This is a genomic window from Cryptosporangium sp. NPDC051539, from assembly GCF_044454545.1.
GTDB lineage: Bacteria > Actinomycetota > Actinomycetes > Mycobacteriales > Cryptosporangiaceae > Cryptosporangium.
In genome coordinates this window covers 342,453-361,385 of sequence record NZ_JBITDV010000001.1, presented here as the reverse complement: position 1 = coordinate 361,385, position 18,933 = coordinate 342,453, and the positions used below count along the sequence as shown (strand labels likewise).

Sequence of the window (18,933 nt, the reverse complement as noted above, 5' to 3'; positions counted from 1 at the left end):
CCTACAGCGGGGTGAGCAGCTTGTGCTCCCGGATCGCCTTCAGCGACAGCGTCCGGTAGCCCTCCTCGTCGAAGAGGACGGTCAGCCGGTCGTCCTCCTCGCGCATCACGATGCCCTCGCCCCACTCGGTGTGGCGCACCCGCGACTGCACCGGGAACCCGGTCTCACCGGACGGGTTCTCCTCGGCGGTGCCGTCCCGGCAGGTGTCGCAGAAGCCGCACGGCCCGGCCAGGTCCTCGCCGAAGTAGCCGAGCAGGAACTGCCGCCGGCAGCCCTCGGTGTCGGCGTATCCGCGCATCATCTCGACCCGGGTCTGCTCGATCCGCCGCCGCTGCGCGGCCCACTCGACCGCGAGCCCGACCGCTTTCCCGACCGTGCGCCGCCCGTGCCACGCCGACCCGTCCGGGGTCGCGTCGACCGAACCGGACTGTGCGAACAGGTTCACCGCGCGGGTGACCTTCGCCTTCGTGAGGTCGAGCTCGGCGCAGAGATCCGCGACCCGGACCGGCCCGGGGTGGTGTTTGAGCCCGGTGCCGACCCGCACCAGCAGGTCCTCATCGGGCGTGCCGCCGGTGAAGAAGCGGGGGATGTGCAGGTCTTCCGGCCGGAAGTACAGCGCCGCGATCGCCTGCTCCCCGTCGCGACCGGCCCGCCCGATCTGCTGGTAGTACGAGTCGAGCGACTCGGCCGGCCCGGCGTGGATCACGAACCGCACGTCGGGTTTGTCGATCCCCATCCCGAACGCCGACGTCGCGACGACCACGACCGGTTCCTTCCCGCGGAACGCGTCGTGCACGGCCTCCCGATCCGAGGCCTTCATGCCCGCGTGGTACGCGAACGCCGGAACGTCCAGCTCCCGCAGGGCGTCCGCGTAGTCCGTCGCTTCGCGGCGCGTCTGCACGTAGAGCAGTCCGGTCGGCGTCTCCGCCACCACCCGTTCGATCACTGCTTTGCGGACGCCCGCGGCGGTGACCTGCCGCGCGACCTCGAGCCAGAGGTTGGGACGGTCGAAGCCGCCGATCACCTCGGCCGGGTCGGTGAGGCCGAGCACCGCGAGGATGTCGGCGCGGACCGGCGGGGCGGCGGTCGCGGTCAGCGCGAGCACGGTGGGATGACCGAGGTGGTCGATCGCCTCGCCGAGCCGGAGGTAGTCGGGGCGGAAGTCGTGGCCCCAGGCCGATACGCAGTGCGCCTCGTCGACCACGAACAACGACGGCTTGGCGTCCTTCAGCGCGTCCAGGACGTCGGTCTTCGTCAGCTGCTCGGGAGAGAGGAACAGGAACTCGGCGCTGCCGTCCCGCAGGGCCGCGAACGCGGCCTTGTTCTCGGCCGCGGTCCGGTCGGAGTTGACGACGACCGCGGTCGGGGCGCCGTGCGCGGCCAGCGCCTCCATCTGGTCGCGCTGGAGCGCGAGCAGCGGCGAGACGACGATCGTCGGGCCGTCGATGAGGACGGCCGGGACCTGGTAGATCGCGGATTTGCCGGAGCCGGTCGGGGCGACGACGAGCGTGTCCCTCCCGTTGGCCAGGTTGAGCATCGCTTCGGACTGCACCGGCCGGAGTTCGTCCCAGCCGTAGAGCTGGGAGGCGATCGTCCGGAGCTTCTTCAGGTCGCTTCGGCGGCGGGCCCAGGTGAGCGGGTTGCGCCGCCGGCGGCGGCGCCGCTCGTCGTCAACAGTCACGGGTGCGCGGATACCCCACCTTCATGCCGGCTTACACGCGTCGGTCGTCACGGTCAGTCGTCGAACTCGAAGCCGTTCGCTTCGGCGCTGGTGAGGACCTCGGTCATCCGCGCCGGGTCGGCGGCGACCTCGTCGAGGAGCATGCCGAGGTCTTCCAGGGCCTCGCGGTCGGCGCCGTAGGCGCAGAACATACCGCCCTCGGGGTCGTAGGCGAAGCGGTCCTTGAGACCGGGTGCCTCGGTGCCGACCAGGAACGCCGCGACGCCCTCCCAGAAGTACCCGTTGGGCTCGTGCCCGGCGTCGGACACCGCCGCGTCGGCCGGCGTGGAGCCGGCGTCGAGCACGAGCGAGAAGTTCCCGGGCGTCGTTTCGATCAACCGCGTGGCGCTCACGGGGGACAGGATTCCATCCGCGCGCCAGCCGGTGTTCAGGCGCCCCGGGAATTGCTCCACGCGCGTGGACGCAAGCCCGACGACCGGATCGGGGCCGGGGGGTTCAGAAGTCGCAGGGCATGCGGCGGACGGCGTGGATGAACGCGCCGGCCACGTAGTCGGGCTCGCCCGCCCGCAGGTCCGGCAACTGCTGGAGCAGCTCCCGGAACAGGCACCGCAACTGCACCTTCGCGACGTTCGTCCCGAGGCAGTAGTGCGCGCCCCCGCCGCCGAACGCGACGTGCGGGTTGGGCTTGCGCGACAGGTCGAACCGGTCGGGATCGGCGAACACCGACGTGTCCCAGTTGCCCGAGGCGTAGAACATCACGACCTTGTCGCCGGCCGCGATCTCCCTCCCCTGCAGCACGAAATCCCGCGACGCGGTCCGCCGGAACGTCATCACCGGCGTGGCCCAGCGGACGAACTCCTCGACTGCGGTGCCGATCCGCCCGTCGAAGTCCTCACTCAGCCACTCCCGCTGCGCCGGGAACAGCGTCAGCGCCCGCATCGCGTGCGACGTGGTGTGCCGGGTCGTGTCGTTCCCGGCCACCGACAGCAGCACGAAGAACGCCGCGATCTCGGCGTCGGTGAGCCCGACGCCGTCGACCTCGGCCTGCACCAGCGCGGTCATCAGGTCGTCGGCCGGTTCGACCCGCCGCCGCGCGGCGAGTTCCTGCGCCTCCTGGTGCAGCGCGAACAACGCCTCGACCAGCAGCTCGAGCGGATCGCGCCCGGCGCAGAACTGCGGGTCGGCGACCGACACCAGCGTGTTCGCGTGCGTCACGACCGTGTCCCAGCCGGACTCCGGGATCCCCATCATCTGGGCCAGCGTCCGGATCGGCAGTTTCGTCGAGCAGTGCTCGACGAAGTCCACGCCACCGCCGGTCGCGGCCAGCTCCTGCACCACGATCCGGGCGTTCGCGGCGATCTGGTCCTCGATCCGCGCGACCTGGCGCGGCGTGAACGCGGCCGACACCAGCTTGCGGATCAGCGTGTGCCGCGGTGGGTCCATCGCCAGGAACGACTGCGACGCCTCCAGGAACTCCTCCGGCACGTTGCCGAACATCACGCCCCGGCCCGACACGAACACGTCGTTGCGGCGCGAGACCTCCACGATGTCGGAGTGGCGCATGACCGCCCAGAACCCGGGGTCGTCGGGCGCGTCCATCAGCCCGCTCTCCGGCATCGGGTGCCAGGAGACCGGCCGCTCGTCGCGGAACATCGCGAACGTGCGCTCGCGGTCGGCGGCCGTGGTCGACCAGAAGTCCATCGTGCTGATGTCGACCGGGTCGTACTCGCGCCGGGGCGCGCTCACCGTGCTCATCGCCGCTCCTGCCAGCCGGATTCGAAGCGTCGATATGTTAGCGCCCATTCGCCCGCCGAAAGAGAACTTGTTTCAGATCGCGAGCCGTCGCACGACCGTCGCCTCGTCCCGGACCTCGGCGTACTTCGCGGCCGGATCGACCAGGTTCGCCTCGTGCGGCCGGGAGTCGCGGTCGCCCACCGCCTCCCGCACCACGATCGGGACGTACCCGGACGAGATCGCGTCCACCGCCGTCGCCCGCACGCACCCGCTCGTGCTCACCCCAGCGCCGGGGGCATCGGCGGGTGCCCGTTCGCGCCGGACGCGGCTAAGGCGTCGCCGCCGGGTCTAAGGGGGCCCGGTCTAGGGAGTACTGGCGATGCCCGGACCCCCCTCAGACGCCCACCGTAGGAGCATGTTCTCCCTGACTGAGGAATTCGCGAAGGCCCAGTACGACTACACCCGCGAGCGGCTCTCCCGCGGTGCCCCCCGCCGGGAGGCCGGCGAGAGGCCGGGACGCCACCGGGCCCGGCTGGCGACGTTGCTGTTCGCGCGCTCGAAGCTTCGCCCGTCCTGACCGCGTGCCCGGAAATTCTGTCGGACCCGGGGACCACAATGGGTTCATGACGACCGAGCCGACGCCGCTGGTAGGGCGCGACGACGAACTCGCGGCGCTCGGCCGGCTGCTCACCCCGGGCCCGCCGGCGGCGTCGCTGGTCTCCGGCGAGGCCGGGATCGGCAAGACGCGGCTGCTGCGCGAGTTCGCCCGCGCGGCCGCCGCCGACGGCGCGCTGGTGCTGGTCGGGCACTGCGTCAGCTTCGGTGGCGACGCGGTGCCGTTCCTGCCGGTCAGCGAGGCGTTCGGGCGGCTCGCGCGCGACGAGCCGGACGCGGTCGGCACGCTCCGCGCGGCGTATCCGCCGCTGGCCCGGCTGCTGCCGCAGCGGCGGCTGGTCGGGTCCGAGGGCGGCGCCCGGAGCGAGGGGCGGCTCGATCCGGCCGATCTCTACGAGGCCGTGCTCGGCGCGCTGCTCGACCTCTCGGCGCAGCGGCGGGTGCTGCTCGTCGTCGAAGACCTGCACTGGGCCGACGGCGCGACGCGCGACCTGTTCGGGTTCCTGCTGGCCCGGTTGGCCGCCGAGCCCGACGCGCCGGTCGTCCTGGTCGGCTCGTACCGCTCCGACGACCTGCACCGGCGCCATCCGCTGCGGTCGGTGGCGCTGGAGTGGGGCCGGCTGCCCGGAGTCCTGCGGGTGCCGCTCGAACCGCTCGGCCGCGCCGACGTCGCGGCGATCCTGCGGGGCCTGGCCGGTGGGTCCGGCGCCGACGTCGACGACCGCGCGCTGAGCGACCTGCTCGACCGGGCCCAGGGCAACGCGTTCTTCGCCGAGCAGCTGCTGGCCGAGGTCGGGGTCGGAGCGGGCCCGTCCCCCGGGGTGCCGCGCAACCTCGCCGACCTGCTGCTGCTCCGGATCGAGCGGCTCTCGCCGCAGACCCGGCACGTGCTGCAGGTGGTGGCGGTCGCCGGGCGGGAGATCAGCCACGACCGGCTGGCCCGCGTCGCCGCTCTGGACGACGCCGCGCTCGACGCCGCGCTGCGCGAAGCGGCCGAGGCCTACGTGCTCGACCGGACCGGCTCCGACGGGTACGTGTTCCGGCACGCGCTGCTGGCCGAAGCCGTCTACGACGATCTGCTGCCCGGTGAGCGCCGCCGCCACCACGCCCAGTTCGCGCAGGTCATCGCATCGCAGGAGCTGCCGGGCACCGACGCCGACCTGGCCCGCCACGCCCGCGAGGCCGGTGACCCGCCGACCGCGTTCGACGCCGGGATCCGCGCCGGCGACGAGGCCATGCGCATCGCGGCGCCGGGGGAGGCGCTACGGCTCTACGAGGCCGCGCAGGAACTGCAGCCGCTGGTCGACGATCCGCGGACGGTGGCCGACCTGCCGCGCAAGGCCGCGTGGGCGGCGTCGCACGCCGGGAACCCGTTCCGGGCCGTGCACCTGATCGAGGAGGCGCTGGGCCGCCTGCCGGCCGAGGCACCGGCCGGCGTCCGGGCCACGCTGCTGATCGAACTCGCCGACCACGCGCTCACGCTCGACAGCGGGCACGACGTCGTCGCGCTGGCCCGGCAGGCGCTCGACGCGGTGCCGGAGGAGCCGCCCAGCGCGTTGCGGGCCCGGGCGCTGGCCGCGCTCGCCCGGGCGCTGTCGGGCAACGACGAGACCGCCGACGAGGCGATCCGCTACGCCGACCGGGCCCGGGCGGTCGCGGTCGAGGTCGGCACGCTCAACGTGGAGGCCGACGCGGTGACCACGCGCGGCCGGGTCGAACGCTGGCGCGGTGCGCCGGAAGACGCCGAGCGGCTGCTGCGCGAGAGCATCGCGCGGGCCCGGGAATCCGGTGACCTGCGCGCGAACCTCCGCTCGAAGTACAGCCTCGCGGTCTATCAGTACGAACGCGGCCAGCTCGAGCACTCCCGCGACACGTTCGTCGAGGTCGCCGCCATCGCACGCGACGGCGGGCGGCCCTGGGCGCCCTACGGCGCCGACGCGCACATCATGCTCGTGCAGGCCGACTACGTGACCGGCCGGTGGGACGAGGCGGTGCGCCGGGCCGACGCGCACCCCGACGCCCCGGCGCTGGCCCGGGCCGGGCTGGTGGCGGCCAGTCTCGCGGTCTACGCCGGCCGGGGCTCGGCCGACGCGGTCCGCCGGGCCAAGGCGAACCGTCCCTGGTGGAAACGGGACGCGATGATGGGCATCCTCGGCGGTGCCGCGCTGATCGACGTCTACGGGCAGCGCGGTGACGTGACCCGGGCACTGTCCACGCACGACGACGTGGTCGAGACGGTCGGCACGCTCTGGGGGCAGGAGTGGTTCGACGCCCGGTACCGCCTGCACACGCTCGCGCTGGCGGCGCTGACCGCGTCGGTGGCCGGTGCCCCGGAAGACGAGCGGGTGGCCGCGGCCGGCCGCGGGTCGGCGCTGATCGCCGTCGTGCGCGAGCACGCGGCGGCCGCGCGCAGCCGCCGCGGGCGGCTCGGCGGGCCGGAGAGCCATGCCTGGGTGGCCCGCGCCGAGGCCGAGTGGGCACGGCTGCGCTGGGCCGCCGGGGTCGATGCGCCGGGCGCCGGCGAACTGGTGACGGTCTGGCGCGACGCGGTCGAGGAGTTCGGGTACGGGCACCCGTTCGAGCGGGCCCGGTCGGTGGCGCGCTACGCGGCGGCCCTGTCGGCGACCGGAGACCAGTCCGGGGCGCACCGGGAGGCCGAGGCGGCCGGAGCGGTCGCGAAGGCGCTCGGGGCCGAGCCGTTGCTCGCCGAGCTGGAGGCGCTGGGGCTGCTGCGGGGCGCGGGGCCGGCGCGCGTGCCCGCGCGGGCGGCGGCGGAGCGACGGGAGGCGGAACTGACGCCCCGCGAGCAGCAGGTTCTGGAGTTGCTGGCGCTGGGGAGGACGAACCGGCAGATCGGCCGGGCGCTGTACATCAGCGACAAGACCGTGAGCGTGCACGTGTCGAACCTGATGGCGAAGCTCGGGGCCGGCGGGCGCACCGAGGCGGCGGCGCTCGCCCGCCGGGCCGGCCTGCTCGACGGCGTGGTGAACTGACCGCTCCTTCGGCGCGTAGGAGAGGCATGGGGCACGCCACACCTCTGCAGAATCTGGTTCCACCCGGCCGGGCCACGCTGGTGGTCGGGGTCGCCGCCGGGGCGGTCGCGCTCGGCACGACCGCGGTCGCGCTCGGCTACGGCGACGGCCAGGCGATCGTGCCGGGGCTCCCGGACGCCGGAGCGTTCACCGGGTGGGGCCTGCCGCTGGCCCGGCTCACCGGCGACCTGGCCGCGGCCCTGGTCGCGGGCAACGCGCTGGCCGCCGCGTTCTGGAGCGACGGCCCTGCGCCGGGCGGGGCCGGCGCGCGGCACCGGGCGTTCGCGGCGCGGGCGGCCCTCGTCTGGGTGGCCGCGGCCGTCGTGGCCTGGCTGCTGACGATCTCGGACGAGCTCGGGCGGCCGGTGACCGACGTGCTGACCTCCGGCGCGCTCGGCGGCGTGGGGTTCGGGACGCCGCCGGGGCGGGCCCGGGCGGTGGCGGCCGGTGCGGCGGTGGCGGCGCTGCTGCTCGCCCGGCGGGCCCCGACCGCGACGCTCGGGGCGGCGCTGCTCGGCATCGCGCCGTCGGCGTTCGTCGCGCAGGAGGTGCCGGTCGCCGACACCAGGCTCGCTGCCGGTGCACTGCTGTTCCACCTCGGCGCGCTGACCCTCTGGACCGGTGCCCTCGGCGCCCTCCTGCTCCGCCTCCGCGCCGCGGCTACCGACCGTGGGGCGGCTACCGACGGCGCCGCCGCTACCGGCCCCGCGGGGAGGGACGCGCTCCAGCGCACCGCCGGGTGGTACGGCCGCGCCGCGCTGGCCTGCGTGTGCGCCGCGGGCGCAGGCGCGATCCTGCACGCGGTCCTGGTGCTGGGCCCGTCCGACACCGGGCTCGACAGCGCCTACGGGCGGCTCGTCGCCGTCGAACTCGTCGCCCTGGCGGCCCTGGCCGCGATCGGGCACTGGCACCGCACCCAGACGATCCCGGCGATCGGCCGGGGCCTCACCGCGCCGTTCTTGCGGTTCGCCGTGCTGGAGCTGGTGCTGCTCGGCGCCGTCGCCGGGCTGATCGTCGCGCTGTCGCGGGTGCCGGCACCGCTGGAATCCGGCGCCGGGGCGGCGCACCACGAGTCGGCCGGCGTGCAGATGTTCGGGTACGACCTGCCCGCGAGCCTCTCGTTCGGGCAGCTGGCCACCGGCTGGCGGCTGGATCTCGTCTGGCTGGTGGTCTGCGCCGCCCTGGCCGCCGGGTACCTGCGGCTCGAGACCCGGGCGCACCGGGCCGGGGTCGTCTGGCCGGCCCGGCGCGGCGTCGCGTGGCTCGCCGGGGTGGCGGTCGTGCTGGTCGCGACGAACAGCGGTGTCGCGCGGTACACGGCGCCGTACTTCAGCGTCGCGATGATCCAGCACCTGCTGCTCGCGGTGGCCGCCCCGCTGCTCCTGGTCCGGGCCGCGCCCCTGACCCTGGCGCTGCGCGCCGGCCCGGGCGGCTGGCTGCGCACCGTGCTGCGCTCGCGCACCGCCCGGTACCTCACGTCACCGGTCACCGTGGTCGCGCTGTGGGCGGCCGGCCCGTTCGGCGTCTACTTCACCGGCGTGTTCGAGGAAGCCCGCTGGTCCTACGCCACCGAACTGCTGGTCGACGCCGTTCTGCTGCTCAGTGGCGTCCTCGTGGTGTGGTTCGTGAGCGGGACGGACCCGCGGCCGGGGGCGCGCCGCGGCCAGGGGAGCCGGCTGGCGGTGGTGGTGCTGGCCGCGGGCACGGCGGCGGCGGCGGGTGTGCTGCTCGCGGTCTCCGGCCGGATCGTGGCACCGGAGTGGTACACGGGCCTGCTGCGGGTGATGGTGCTGCGGTGGCCGTGGGGGAGCGCGAGCGTGCAGCAGGACCAGGTGGTGGGCGCGACCCTGCTGTGGGCGGTGTCCACACTGCTGGGTGCGGTGTACGTGGCCGACCGGGCCGCGGCCCGGATATTCGGTCGACGCGGGCGAGACAGTGGGGATCATGAACGCGCTGGGGCTGCCGCCCGCTGACGTCCTCGTCCCCGCCGGCGTGCCCATCTCGGTCCGGGACTTCGGACGTCACCCGCAGAGCGGGTCCGGCGACGGCTGGGGCGGCGACCTGGTTCTGCTTCCGGCCGCACGGGCCACGGCCGATTCCTGGGACGCGGTGGGCACGCTGCTGCGCGGGCTGGGATACCGGCCGGTGGCGGTCGAGCCGCGGGGCCACGGCCGGTCCGGGGCCGGGGACTGGACCTGGGACGCGGTCGTGGCCGACCTGGACGCGGTCGTGCGGGCGCTCGGTCTCGAGCGCCCGGCCGTGATCGGGCACGGCCTGGGCGGGGCGGTCGCCGCGCGGTGGGCGGCCGGGCACCCGGAGTGCCCCCTCGCGGTGAGCATCGACGGGTACGGCAACCCGGTGCGGCCGGACCAGCTCGGTGCGCTCCCGCCCGGCACGGATCCGGCTGCGTCGATCGCCGCGTTCTCGGCGTACCTCGGCGCCGCGCTGCGGGACGCGCCCGACACGCTGCGCCAGGCGCTGCGCGCGGTCGAGACGCTCGACGTCGCCGGGCTGTACCGCGGGGTGCGGTGCCCGGCGGTCGCGGTGCTGAGCCGGGAGTCCGACCTCGCCGAGGTGCTGCCGACCGAGCTCGGCCTGGTCTGGCTGGCGTACCGGGAGTGGGTCACCGCCGCCCTGACCGGCCTGGCCGCCGAGGTACCGGGCCTGTCGGTGCTGCGGGTCGACGGCAGCAACGACGCCTACTTCACGCGTCCGGAGCAGCTGGCGGGCCAGCTGGCCCGCCTTCTTCCGGCTCCGGCCGCGGTACTGGCCTGACCCCCGGAATCGCCAGCACCAGGACGAGGGCGGCCACCAACGCCGCGGCGGCCCAGCGGAAGCCTTCCCCGAAGGCGCCGGCCAGGGCGTCGGCGCCGCCGGACGCGACGGCCCGGCCGGCGTCGGCCAGCGTGCCGGCCGCGCCGGGCACCCGCTCGCGGATCGCGCTCTGCAGGACGACCGCCAGTACGGCCGGCCCGATCGCGGTGCCGACGCGCAGGACGACGTTGGCCGCGGTGGACGCCGCCGGGGCCTGCGACCGGTCGAGGCCCCGGAACGCGGCCGCCATCAGGGGCGGCGTCACCAGCCCGTGGCCGAGCCCGATCACGAAGACGACGCCGAGCAGCAGCGGCAGGCTCGTGCCGCCGGTGACCCCGGTGCAGACCGCGAGCGCGGCGACCACGGTCAGCACGCCGCCGGCCGCGATCCAGCGGGCGCCGTACCGGTCGGCGAGCCGCCCGGACACCACCATCGTCAGCATCGCGCCGAGACCCAGCGGTGCGAGGCGCAGGCCCGCCTCCAGCGACCCGGCGCCGCGGATCAGCTGGAAGTACAGCGGCAGCAGCACGACGACGCCGAAGAGCCCGACGCCGTAGCAGAACGCCCCGGCGGTCGGCAGCAGGAACGCGCGGCGGGTGAACAGCCGGACGTCGATCAGCGCCGCACCCGCCTGCGCCCGCCCCGCGTGGACGACACCCGCGACGAGCAACACGACCCCGGCCGACACCCAGGCCAGGACGCGAGAGCTGGCGAGGCCGGCGCCGTTGCCGGCCTCGGACAGACCGTAGACCAGGGCGGCGAGCCCCGGGGAGAACAACACGAGACCGATCACATCCAACCGGACCCGGACATCTGATCCACCATGATCCGACGACAACCACCGGGCCGCGAGAGCGACGGCAACCCCACAGACCGGCGCATTGACGAAGAAAAGCCACCGCCAGGCGAGGTGGTCGAGAATGACGCCGCCCAGCACCGGCCCGAGGACCGGCGCGAGCATCGCCGGGATCGCGACGACCGACATGACCCGGCCCATCCGCTCCGGCCCGGCCGCCTGCGCCAGCATCGTCTGGCCGACCGGCAGCAGCGCGCCGCCGCCGGCGCCCTGCAGGATCCGGAACACGATCAGGCTGCCGACCGACCAGGCGACGCCGCAGAGCAGCGAGCCGGCGCCGAACGCGAGGAGCGCGGCCAGCCAGACCCGGCGCGCGCCGAAGCGGCGGACGGCCCAGCCGGTGAGCGGGATCGTCATCGAGAGCGCGAGCGTGTACCCGGTGAGCACCCACTGGATCGTGGAGAGCGAGGTGTGCAGGTCGCGGCCGAGGTCGTTGATCGCGACGTTGACGATCGTCGTGTCGAGGACGGTCATGATCGTGCCCGCGAGCACGACCACCGCGAGGCGGCGGATCTGCGGGTCGAGGCGCGGGGGTGGCGCGGTGGTGGTCATGAGGACCTTTCTGGAGCCGCTACGGTGTACGCCGAGCGTACGCCGTAGCGGCTGTGGCGTACAGCGTAGCGTCTGAGTCGTACGCCGTACGGCTACGATGGGGTCCATGACCAGCGCCGACCTCGCCGAGGACGCCCCGGAAGACGCCCAGGAGTCCGAGGCGCCGGAACCGGAGCCCCAGGAATTCGAGCCCCAGGAGCCGGGGACCCGGGAGCCGATCTGGGCCCGGCCGGAGACCCGGCGGCGTTCGACGCTGAGCCGCGCGGCGATCGTCGCCGCCGCCACCGCGCTGGCCGACCGCGAAGGGCTGGCCGCGGTGTCGATCCGCCGCGTCGCGGCCGAACTCGGCGCCCGCGCGATGAGCCTCTACACCTACCTCGGCAGCAAGGACGACCTGTTCGACCTGATGGGCGACGCGGCCGCCGCCGAGACCGTGCTCCCGGAACCTTTTCCGGACGACTGGCGCGAGGCCCTGACCGGGATCGCGGAGTCGACCCGCGACCAGATCACCCGTCACCCGTGGCTGGTGCCGCTGATGGCCGAGGGCCGCCGGTTCGGCGGCCCGAACGGGCTGCGCCACCTCGAGCAGTCGTTCCGCGCGACGGACCCGCTGGGACTGCCCCCGGCCCGCCGGCTCGAAATCCTGGTGGCCGTCGACGACTACGTGCTCGGGTACGTCACGCGGACGGCGGTGGCGCCCCCGGCGGCCCACGCCCGCACGCTGGGCCACCCGTTCTACCGGGCCCTGCTCGAGGGCGGCGAGTTCCCGCACCTGCGGGCCGCGGTCGAGGCCCGGGCCCTGAGCGCCGACACGTTCGCCCAGGGCCTGCGCTGGCTGCTCGACGGCATCGAGGCCGGTCTGGCCCGCTGAGCGGCGCCTCCGGTCAGCCGCGCCCGAGCAGCGGCATGCCGGTGGCCATCACGGTCAGGAACGGGACGTTGACCGTGAGCGGGAGGCGCGCGAGGAACACGATCGTGTCGGCGACGTGGGTGACGTCGAACGCGGGTTCGGCCCGGCGCGAGCCGTCGGGCTGGAGCGCGCCGACCTGCAGCCCCTGCGTCATCGCGGTGGCCGCGTTGCCGACGTCGAGCTGCCCCACGGCGATGCCGAGGTCGCGGCCTTCGAGCGCGAGCGCGCGGGTGAGGCCGGTGATCGCGTGCTTGGACACCGTGTACGGGGTCGCGTGCGGGCGGGGGACCTGGGCCGAGACCGACCCGAGGTTGAGGATCCGGCCGCCGCGGGGCTCCTGCGCCGACATCACCCGGAACGCGGCCCGGGCGGCGGAGAAGCTCCCGGTCACGTTGACGGCCAGCGACGCGTCCCAGTCGTCGTCGGTCGTGTCGGCGACGGGGTGGCCGGCGCTGAACACCCCGGCGCTGTTGACCAGCAGATCGATCCGGCCGTGCGCGGCGACCACCGCGCCGAACAGCGCGTCGACCGCGGCCCGATCGGTCACGTCGGCCACCGCGGCCGTGGCGGCCGACGGGCCGGCCGCGGTGGCCAGCGCGGCGGACTCGGCGACGGTGGCCTCGGTGCGGCCCGCGAACGTCACGCGGAAACCGGCGGCGGCCAGCGCGATACCGGCCGCGCGGCCGATCCCGCTGCCGCCACCGGTGACGACCGCGACGCCCGCCGGCCCGGCGCCGGACTCGGAATCACTCGGCATCTCGACCCTCGATCCGGAGCAGCGGAGGACTACCGACGCTAGCACGACCAAAATAACAAGCCCATACGTCGGACCCCGGACGACTGCCACCGAACCCCTCACCGGGGGAACGCGTTACGGATTGAACGAGTGTTTCCCCGGCTACCGACGCGATGGCACCGGGGCAATAGAGTGTGCGGATAACGGCCAGAGAGATGAGGTTGTTGATGCGTCGGCGCGACATCCGGGCGGGTCGCAGTCACCGGGCAGGCCGCGTGAATCGCGCTGACCGGGCAGGTCGGGCTGACTAGCCTCGGCTCGCCGGAGCGCACCGGCAGCCCCGGTCCGGTCCCCAGTAGTCCCGGTCCCGCTCCCGGTGGGCCCACCGGCCCGGGTGGCCCGCCGCGCCGGCCCGGCACCTGGAAGGGTGGCCCGCGCTGGGCCTGGCTCGCGGTCGCGTTCGGCGCCGTGCTCGTCGTCCTCTCGGTCGGCGTGGGCGTCGGCATTCCGGCCGCGGTGAACCACTACGCGGGCAAGATCACGCACGACGGCGGTCTCGGCGACGCGGCCGACACCGGCAAGTCGATCGACGGCCCGATCAACCTGCTGCTGGTCGGCATCGACGAGCGGTCCACCGACCCGACCGCCGGTGTCCGGGCCGACTCGATCATCATCGCGCACATCAACGCGGCCCACGACCACGCGTATCTGGCGTCGATCCCGCGTGACAGCCTGGTCAAGATCCCCCCGTTCCCGGACACGCAGTACCCCGGCGGGCGCGACAAGATCAACGCCGCGTTCCAGTTCGGCTTCCGCGACAAGGGGGGCCGCACCAAGGGTCTCGAGCTCCTGGCCAACACGGTCAGCGACCTGATGGGCGGCATGAAGATCGACGGCGCCGCGATCGTGAACTTCGCCGGGCTCGAGTCGGTGGTCACCGCGCTCAAGGGCGTCCGCATGTGTGTCGACGAGAAGGTCACGTCGATTCACATCGGGTGGGACAAGCAGACCGGCAAGCGCGCCGCGCCGTACTACATCAACCCCGACGGCACCCCGGCCGGCCGGCGCCCGGGTGTGCGGCCGCAGGTGTACTACCCCGGCTGCCGGAACTTCACGAACTGGCAGGCCCTCGACTACGCCCGCCAGCGCGACCTGCTCGCCGACAACGACGGCGACTACGGCCGCCAGCGTCACCAGCAGCAGCTGATCAAGGCGATCATGCAGAAGGCCACGTCGTCCGGGGTCATCACGAACCCGGTGACGGTGAGCAAGGTCCTCGACTCCCTCGGGGGAGCGGTCACGTTCTACAACAACAACGTGTCGATCACCGACTGGGTGTTCACGCTCAAGGGCATCAAGCCCGAGCAGCTCACGATGATCAAGACCAACGGCGGCAAGTTCAACGCCGAGACCGTCGACGGCATCTGGTACGAGAAGCTCAGCGACACGAGCCTCGAGATGCTGCAGGCGATCAAGAACGACACGGTCGATCAGTTCGTCGCGGCCAACCCCACGTGGGTCTCCGCGACCTGACCGGTACACCTCACCCCGGTGGCCCGTTCCCGTCAGGGAGTCCGGGCCACCGGTCTTTAGCCCGGGAACTACAACAAAATAACAAGCCCCTACGTCTGGACGATCGACCACGACGTACACACGAACAAACGCCGGCAGACAAATCTTCTTGACGACGCGCTCGTCGTCGCTGATCAAGCCGGTGCCGGGCAACCTGGCGTTCCCGGGCCGCGGTAGAAGCCCCGTCGCATCTAAGCGAGCACCCGGACGACGCGGTCCGGCAGGTCGGGCCGCACGCGTTTTTCACCTCGATCTCCCCGACCACGATCAGATGCCTCGGATGGTGAGGCCGCCGGCGAGGGCCGCGGCCTCACCTCACCGTTTGCCGGTGGTGGCAGCGCTCTTGCCGGCGCCCCGGTACGGCCGGGGCAGATCCGGTGCGTGGGAACAGCGGTGTTGTGGTTCGATATGAACCGAAAAAGGTCGAATGGAGGGTTCATGAGGCTTCGTGGTTCTATTATTGGAGTCGTTCTCGCGGCCGCGACGATCGTGTCGCTGAGTTCCGCGCCACCAGCCGCCGCGATCGTCGGCACCCCGGTGATCGGCGGGGACCCGTACCAGAACGGCTGCGCCCTGGACTCGGTCGGTTTCAACACCTCGGTGATCACCGACGAGGGTCATCTGCACCTGACCGATCCAGCGACGGGTGCGGGGATCGGCGACGCGTACCTGTTCTATTCGCCCAGCTGTCAGGGTTACTTCCTCACGGTCCTTCACCGCGGCAGCCGTTACTACGTGCACCCGTCGATCCGGCCCGGCGACCTGACAGGCCCGATCATCGGTCTGTCGTCGCTCTATGTCGGCAACGGGCTGGCCTGGACCTATCTGCTGCGCGGCATGGCCGGTCACCCGATCTGCGGGTCCATCGCTGTGACCACGCCCGCCGGTCAGCCGGTCACCACCGTCGATCTTGGATGCGGCGGCCCCGCCTAGCGGGCCGGCCCGATCGCCGGGAGTGCAAGGAGAAGCGGAATCACGCGGTCGGAAAACGTGCCGTGGGTGCGCTGGCGCTCGGGCTGGTCGTGACGGCAGGTCCAGGACCGTTCGACGCCAAGGTCAACGGACGTGCCGGTCTGGATCTGGGCGCCCTCATCGAGGGACTACAACATGCGTTCGGGACGGTAGTGAGTGTTGTCGCCATAGCGAGCTGGTCTCAGTTCGGTCTGTCGAGGAGAGAGCATGCGAGCAATGCGGTTGCTGCTGGTCGGCGGGGTCATCAGCTCGGCCGTGGTCGTCGCCGGGGTACCGGCGTCCGCCCAGGCCGCGCCAGGCGCCACCCTGGTACAGGCGACTGTCAGCTTCCACACCAACAACGAGGACAAGGACCACGACACGCACGTCAGCGTGGTCATCCGGGATCGCGACCAGACCGAGGTAGCGGCGATTGACAACGACTTCGGGCAGTTCCGCGACAACAGCGACAGCGGGCCCATCAACCTGGTGATCATGCACCCCAGCACGTGGGATGCCCTGCGCAGCGGCGCGGCGACCCAGGTCACCATCAGCCCCAACGGTCATGACACGTGGCGGTTCAACTTTCACCTCGACCTGCTGTTCTCCGATCACACCCATCTCGGTGCCAACGTGACCGGGATCGAGCTCGCGCAGGACCGCAACACGCAGACCTGGGGCGTGCACTGAGTTTCCTTCCCCGGTTCGTCTCAGTGGAGGCCCGTTTTTTGGGACCCCCAGGGGTCAGCGGCGGCGGGACAGGGCTACTCCGGTGAGGCAGAGGGCGCCGCCGGCGAGGGCCAGCGCGGCGGGGGTTTCGCCCAGCAGGGCCCAGCCGCCGAGGACGGCCAGCGGGGGCACGGCGTAGGTGGTGATGCCGAGTCGTCCGGCGTCGGTGCGTGCGAGTGCGTAGGCCCAGGTGCCGAACGCGGCGGCGGTCGGGACGAGTCCGAGGTACAGGAGTGCCGCGGTGGATCCGGCCGGTGCGCGGGTGAGTTCGTGGGCGAAGCCGGGTGCGAACGGTGCGGTGGTGAGCGTCCCGATGGTGCAGGCGAGCCAGGTGACCTGGAGGCCGGGGAGGCGCCGGAGGGTGGGTTTCTGGGCGAGGACGCCGATGGCGTAGGTGAGGGCGGCGACGAGGAGCAGGAGGACGCCGGTGGCGTCGGAGTGTCCTTGGCGGGCGGAGGGGATGCCGATGAGGATGACGCCGGTGAAGGCGACGGCGGCGCCGATGAGGAGCCAGCGGGGGAAGCCTTCGCGGAGGAGGAGTCCGGCGAAGAGGGCGATGAGGATGGGGCCGAGGTTGACGAGCATGGCGGCGGTGCCGGCGTCGACGCGGCGTTCGGCGTCGTTGAGGGCGACGTTGTAGATGCCGAACCAGGCGATGCCGCAGAGGGCGATGAGTAGCCATTCGCGGCGGGTGGGGGTGACCCAGGTGCGGGTGGCGAGGAGGGCGGCGCCGAGGGCGAGGGTGCCGGTGGTGAGGCGGCCGAAGGCGAGGGGTCCGGCGGTGTAGTGGTGGCCGGCGTAGCGGATGCCGAGGAAGGCGGAGGCCCAGGCGAGGACGGTGAAGCTGATGGCGCCGAGGGTGCGTAGGCGCTGGGTGGGGTCGGTGGGGGTCGCCGTGGGTGCCGGGCTGTGGGTCGGCTGGCTGTTGTTGCCGGTCGTGGTCACGGGTCGACGGTAGGCCGGGGTTGGTTCGGGCCGGGTCGAAGGGTGACGGTCTGGCAGTCGGCTGCGGGTGTGTGTCAGACGAAGAGGACGGGCCAGTCGGGGCCGAGGAGTTTGCGTAGGGGTGCGGGGTCGCCGGTGACGACGCCGGCGGCGTGACGGACGGCGAGTTGTGCGGTGTGGAGGGTGGCGAGGGTGGGGCGGTGTCCGCCGCCGGCGGTGAGGGTGGGTGAGGAGTCGCGTCCGAGGAGCCGGGCGGTGTCGCCGTCGAAGGGTTCGACGATGAGGGCGCCGGCGAGTGCTCCTCCGGTGAGGAGGTCGAGGACGTCGGCTTCTTCGGGGTCTAAGGAGCAGTAGGCCTCGGCGAGGACGAGGGGTGAGACGGCGATGCGTTGGCGGCGTTCGAGGACGGAGGCGACGAGTGAGGGGGCGATGAGGTTTTTGCTGGTGGCGTAGGCGGTGAGGGGGTGGTGGTCGAAGACGAGTCCGACTTGGCTGGGGGCGCGGGTGGTGGTCACGCGTCGGAGCCGAGCCGGTGGTTGTGTTGCCAGGTGGCGACGTGGTCGAGGAAGCGTTCGGCGCGTTCGCGGTCGGGTGGTTCGGGGGCGCTGGTGGCGGCGAAGGCTTCGTCGAGCTGGCGGAGTTGTTCTTCGCGGCGGACGTGGTGGCGGATGGCGTCGGTGACGTAGCCGGAGATGTGCCGGGGGCCGACGCCTTCGAGGTGGGCGGCGACGTCGTCGGGGACGCTGATGGTGATCCGCTTGGTCACACGGGGGAGTTTAGGGCAGGCGTACTCGGGATGCGTAGGGGTTGGCGGTGGGGTGCAACCGGGTGGCGTGGAGTGGGCGTCGTCGTCTCGGGTGGGGGGTGTGCCGGGCCGGTGGAGGGGTCTTGCGACGGGTCTGAGGATCCGGCGGCGGTGTCCGCAATCAAGGTCACGATCGGATATGGCCGCGTGTCCAAGCGCGACCAGAACCCCAACGCCCAACGCGACCTGCTCACCACGGCCGGCTGCACCGAGCTGTTCATCGACAAGGCTTCCGGCAAGCTCGCCTCCCGCCCGGAGCTGGACGCCGCCATGCGGCACCTGCGCGAGAACGACGTGCTGGTGATCACCCGCCTCGATCGGCTCGGCCGATCGGTCATCACCTGGCCGCCCTCGCCGTGGAGCTGCAGGACCGCGGGGTCGGGCTGTGCGTGTTGCAGCAGGGCATCGACACCCGCATCGCCGGCTTCCACGGCGCGTTCGCCGGCACCGACGTGCGCGCCATCCACCTGACGCTAGTCGAGTGTCCTACCCGGCGGGCAGGATGGGCGCGGGAGGTGCAGATGAGCGACATCGTGGACGTTCCACCCGCTGTTGTGGGCCGGCTCCGGGTGATCTGCGGGGAGCTGCCCGAGGCGTACGAGGAGCCGGCGTGGATCGGCCTGCGGTGGCGGATTCGCCGGCGGACGTTCCTGCACGTCTACTCCACCGACGGGAGGCGGTCGGCGTACATCGATACGGACGATCCGGCCGTCCTGATGACCTTCCGGGCGCCGCCCGGGGAGTTGGCCGCGCTGGCGCATGTCGGCCCTCCGTTCTTCCGGGCCGACTGGGGTGTGAATGTCGTGGGAGTGGTGCTGGACGACGAGACGGACTGGGTCGAGGTTGCCGAGTTGGTGACGGACAGCTATCGAGTGCAGGCGCCCCGCCGCCTCGCGTTCGGGCTGAAGGCAGGTGGATGAACCGCCGTGTACCTTCCCACGTGTCCGCTTATCCAGGTTCGGTGCTGAGAAACATTCGTATTCACGGGCCGTCTGGTTCGC

Annotated in this window: 19 protein-coding genes; 10 read left to right on the top strand and 9 right to left on the bottom strand. The window is 72.9% G+C overall.

The annotated features are described in order from the left end of the window. Position 1 precedes the first annotated feature (1 nt). The 4 genes from ACIBZJ_RS01750 to ACIBZJ_RS01735 all read right to left on the bottom strand — a co-directional run bounded on the left by ACIBZJ_RS01750 (position 2) and on the right by ACIBZJ_RS01735 (position 3,697). A complete protein-coding gene (locus ACIBZJ_RS01750; RefSeq protein ID WP_395925974.1) occupies positions 2–1,609 on the bottom strand; it encodes a RecQ family ATP-dependent DNA helicase in 1,608 nt (535 codons plus the stop codon). A gap of 125 nt (positions 1,610–1,734) precedes the next feature. Continuing rightward, the gene (locus ACIBZJ_RS01745) at positions 1,735–2,073 is read right to left on the bottom strand and encodes an Imm51 family immunity protein (RefSeq protein WP_395924361.1); all 339 of its coding nucleotides are present in this window, start codon (positions 2,071–2,073) and stop codon (positions 1,735–1,737) included. Between the two features lie 103 nt (positions 2,074–2,176). Next, positions 2,177–3,436, bottom strand: coding sequence for a cytochrome P450 (locus tag ACIBZJ_RS01740; RefSeq protein ID WP_395924359.1), 1,260 nt, complete (start codon positions 3,434–3,436; stop codon positions 2,177–2,179). 72 nt (positions 3,437–3,508) lie between these two features. After that, entirely contained in the window at positions 3,509–3,697 is a 189-nt protein-coding gene (locus ACIBZJ_RS01735; protein ID WP_395924357.1) for an isochorismatase family protein, read from the bottom strand. A gap of 133 nt (positions 3,698–3,830) precedes the next feature. Between ACIBZJ_RS01735 and ACIBZJ_RS01730 the strand changes: the two genes are divergently transcribed. The 4 genes from ACIBZJ_RS01730 to ACIBZJ_RS01715 are packed head-to-tail and all read left to right on the top strand — an operon-like array spanning position 3,831 to position 9,837. Further along, positions 3,831–3,992: a hypothetical protein gene (locus ACIBZJ_RS01730; protein WP_395924355.1), complete on the top strand. Its 162-nt coding sequence runs from the start codon at positions 3,831–3,833 to the stop codon at positions 3,990–3,992. A 46-nt stretch (positions 3,993–4,038) separates the two neighbouring features. Next, positions 4,039–7,023, top strand: coding sequence for an AAA family ATPase (locus tag ACIBZJ_RS01725; protein WP_395924353.1), 2,985 nt, complete (start codon positions 4,039–4,041; stop codon positions 7,021–7,023). A 26-nt stretch (positions 7,024–7,049) separates the two neighbouring features. Continuing rightward, entirely contained in the window at positions 7,050–9,035 is a 1,986-nt protein-coding gene (locus ACIBZJ_RS01720) for a cytochrome c oxidase assembly protein (protein WP_395924351.1), read from the top strand. Beyond that, positions 9,007–9,837, top strand: coding sequence for an alpha/beta fold hydrolase (locus ACIBZJ_RS01715; RefSeq protein ID WP_395924349.1), 831 nt, complete (start codon positions 9,007–9,009; stop codon positions 9,835–9,837). Before ACIBZJ_RS01720 ends, ACIBZJ_RS01715 begins: the two co-directional genes overlap by 29 nt. Here the strand turns inward: ACIBZJ_RS01715 and ACIBZJ_RS01710 are convergent. Next, on the bottom strand, positions 9,767–11,284 hold the full coding sequence (locus tag ACIBZJ_RS01710) for an MDR family MFS transporter (RefSeq protein ID WP_395924347.1): 1,518 nt from the start codon (positions 11,282–11,284) through the stop codon (positions 9,767–9,769). The genes ACIBZJ_RS01715 and ACIBZJ_RS01710 overlap by 71 nt on opposite strands. A gap of 106 nt (positions 11,285–11,390) precedes the next feature. Between ACIBZJ_RS01710 and ACIBZJ_RS01705 the strand changes: the two genes are divergently transcribed. Beyond that, positions 11,391–12,155, top strand: a complete 765-nt coding sequence (locus tag ACIBZJ_RS01705; RefSeq protein WP_395924345.1) for a TetR/AcrR family transcriptional regulator — start codon at positions 11,391–11,393, stop codon at positions 12,153–12,155. A gap of 13 nt (positions 12,156–12,168) precedes the next feature. Here the strand turns inward: ACIBZJ_RS01705 and ACIBZJ_RS01700 are convergent, their stop codons facing one another. After that, the gene (locus ACIBZJ_RS01700) at positions 12,169–12,951 is read right to left on the bottom strand and encodes an SDR family oxidoreductase (RefSeq protein ID WP_395924343.1); all 783 of its coding nucleotides are present in this window, start codon (positions 12,949–12,951) and stop codon (positions 12,169–12,171) included. A gap of 447 nt (positions 12,952–13,398) precedes the next feature. Between ACIBZJ_RS01700 and ACIBZJ_RS01695 the strand changes: the two genes are divergently transcribed. The 3 genes from ACIBZJ_RS01695 (at position 13,399) to ACIBZJ_RS01685 (ending at position 16,143) form a co-directional block, all read left to right on the top strand. Beyond that, a complete protein-coding gene (locus ACIBZJ_RS01695; protein WP_395924341.1) occupies positions 13,399–14,463 on the top strand; it encodes an LCP family protein in 1,065 nt (354 codons plus the stop codon). 432 nt (positions 14,464–14,895) lie between these two features. Next, positions 14,896–15,435, top strand: a complete 540-nt coding sequence (locus ACIBZJ_RS01690) for a hypothetical protein (RefSeq protein WP_395924339.1) — start codon at positions 14,896–14,898, stop codon at positions 15,433–15,435. Positions 15,436–15,690: 255 nt separating this feature from the next. Next, positions 15,691–16,143: a hypothetical protein gene (locus ACIBZJ_RS01685; protein WP_395924337.1), complete on the top strand. Its 453-nt coding sequence runs from the start codon at positions 15,691–15,693 to the stop codon at positions 16,141–16,143. Positions 16,144–16,197: 54 nt separating this feature from the next. Here the strand turns inward: ACIBZJ_RS01685 and ACIBZJ_RS01680 are convergent, their stop codons facing one another. The 3 genes from ACIBZJ_RS01680 to ACIBZJ_RS01670 all read right to left on the bottom strand — a co-directional run bounded on the left by ACIBZJ_RS01680 (position 16,198) and on the right by ACIBZJ_RS01670 (position 17,893). Next, entirely contained in the window at positions 16,198–17,031 is an 834-nt protein-coding gene (locus ACIBZJ_RS01680; RefSeq protein WP_395925972.1) for a DMT family transporter, read from the bottom strand. A 170-nt stretch (positions 17,032–17,201) separates the two neighbouring features. Then, entirely contained in the window at positions 17,202–17,642 is a 441-nt protein-coding gene (locus ACIBZJ_RS01675; RefSeq protein WP_395924335.1) for a hypothetical protein, read from the bottom strand. Next, entirely contained in the window at positions 17,639–17,893 is a 255-nt protein-coding gene (locus ACIBZJ_RS01670; RefSeq protein ID WP_395924333.1) for a hypothetical protein, read from the bottom strand. The genes ACIBZJ_RS01675 and ACIBZJ_RS01670 overlap by 4 nt, the downstream gene beginning before the upstream one ends. 150 nt (positions 17,894–18,043) lie before the next feature. Between ACIBZJ_RS01670 and ACIBZJ_RS01665 the strand changes: the two genes are divergently transcribed. After that, positions 18,044–18,403, top strand: coding sequence for a recombinase family protein (locus ACIBZJ_RS01665; RefSeq protein ID WP_395924331.1), 360 nt, complete (start codon positions 18,044–18,046; stop codon positions 18,401–18,403). Between the two features lie 50 nt (positions 18,404–18,453). After that, positions 18,454–18,852: an MmcQ/YjbR family DNA-binding protein gene (locus ACIBZJ_RS01660; RefSeq protein ID WP_395924329.1), complete on the top strand. Its 399-nt coding sequence runs from the start codon at positions 18,454–18,456 to the stop codon at positions 18,850–18,852. The last annotated feature ends 81 nt before the right edge of the window (positions 18,853–18,933 follow it).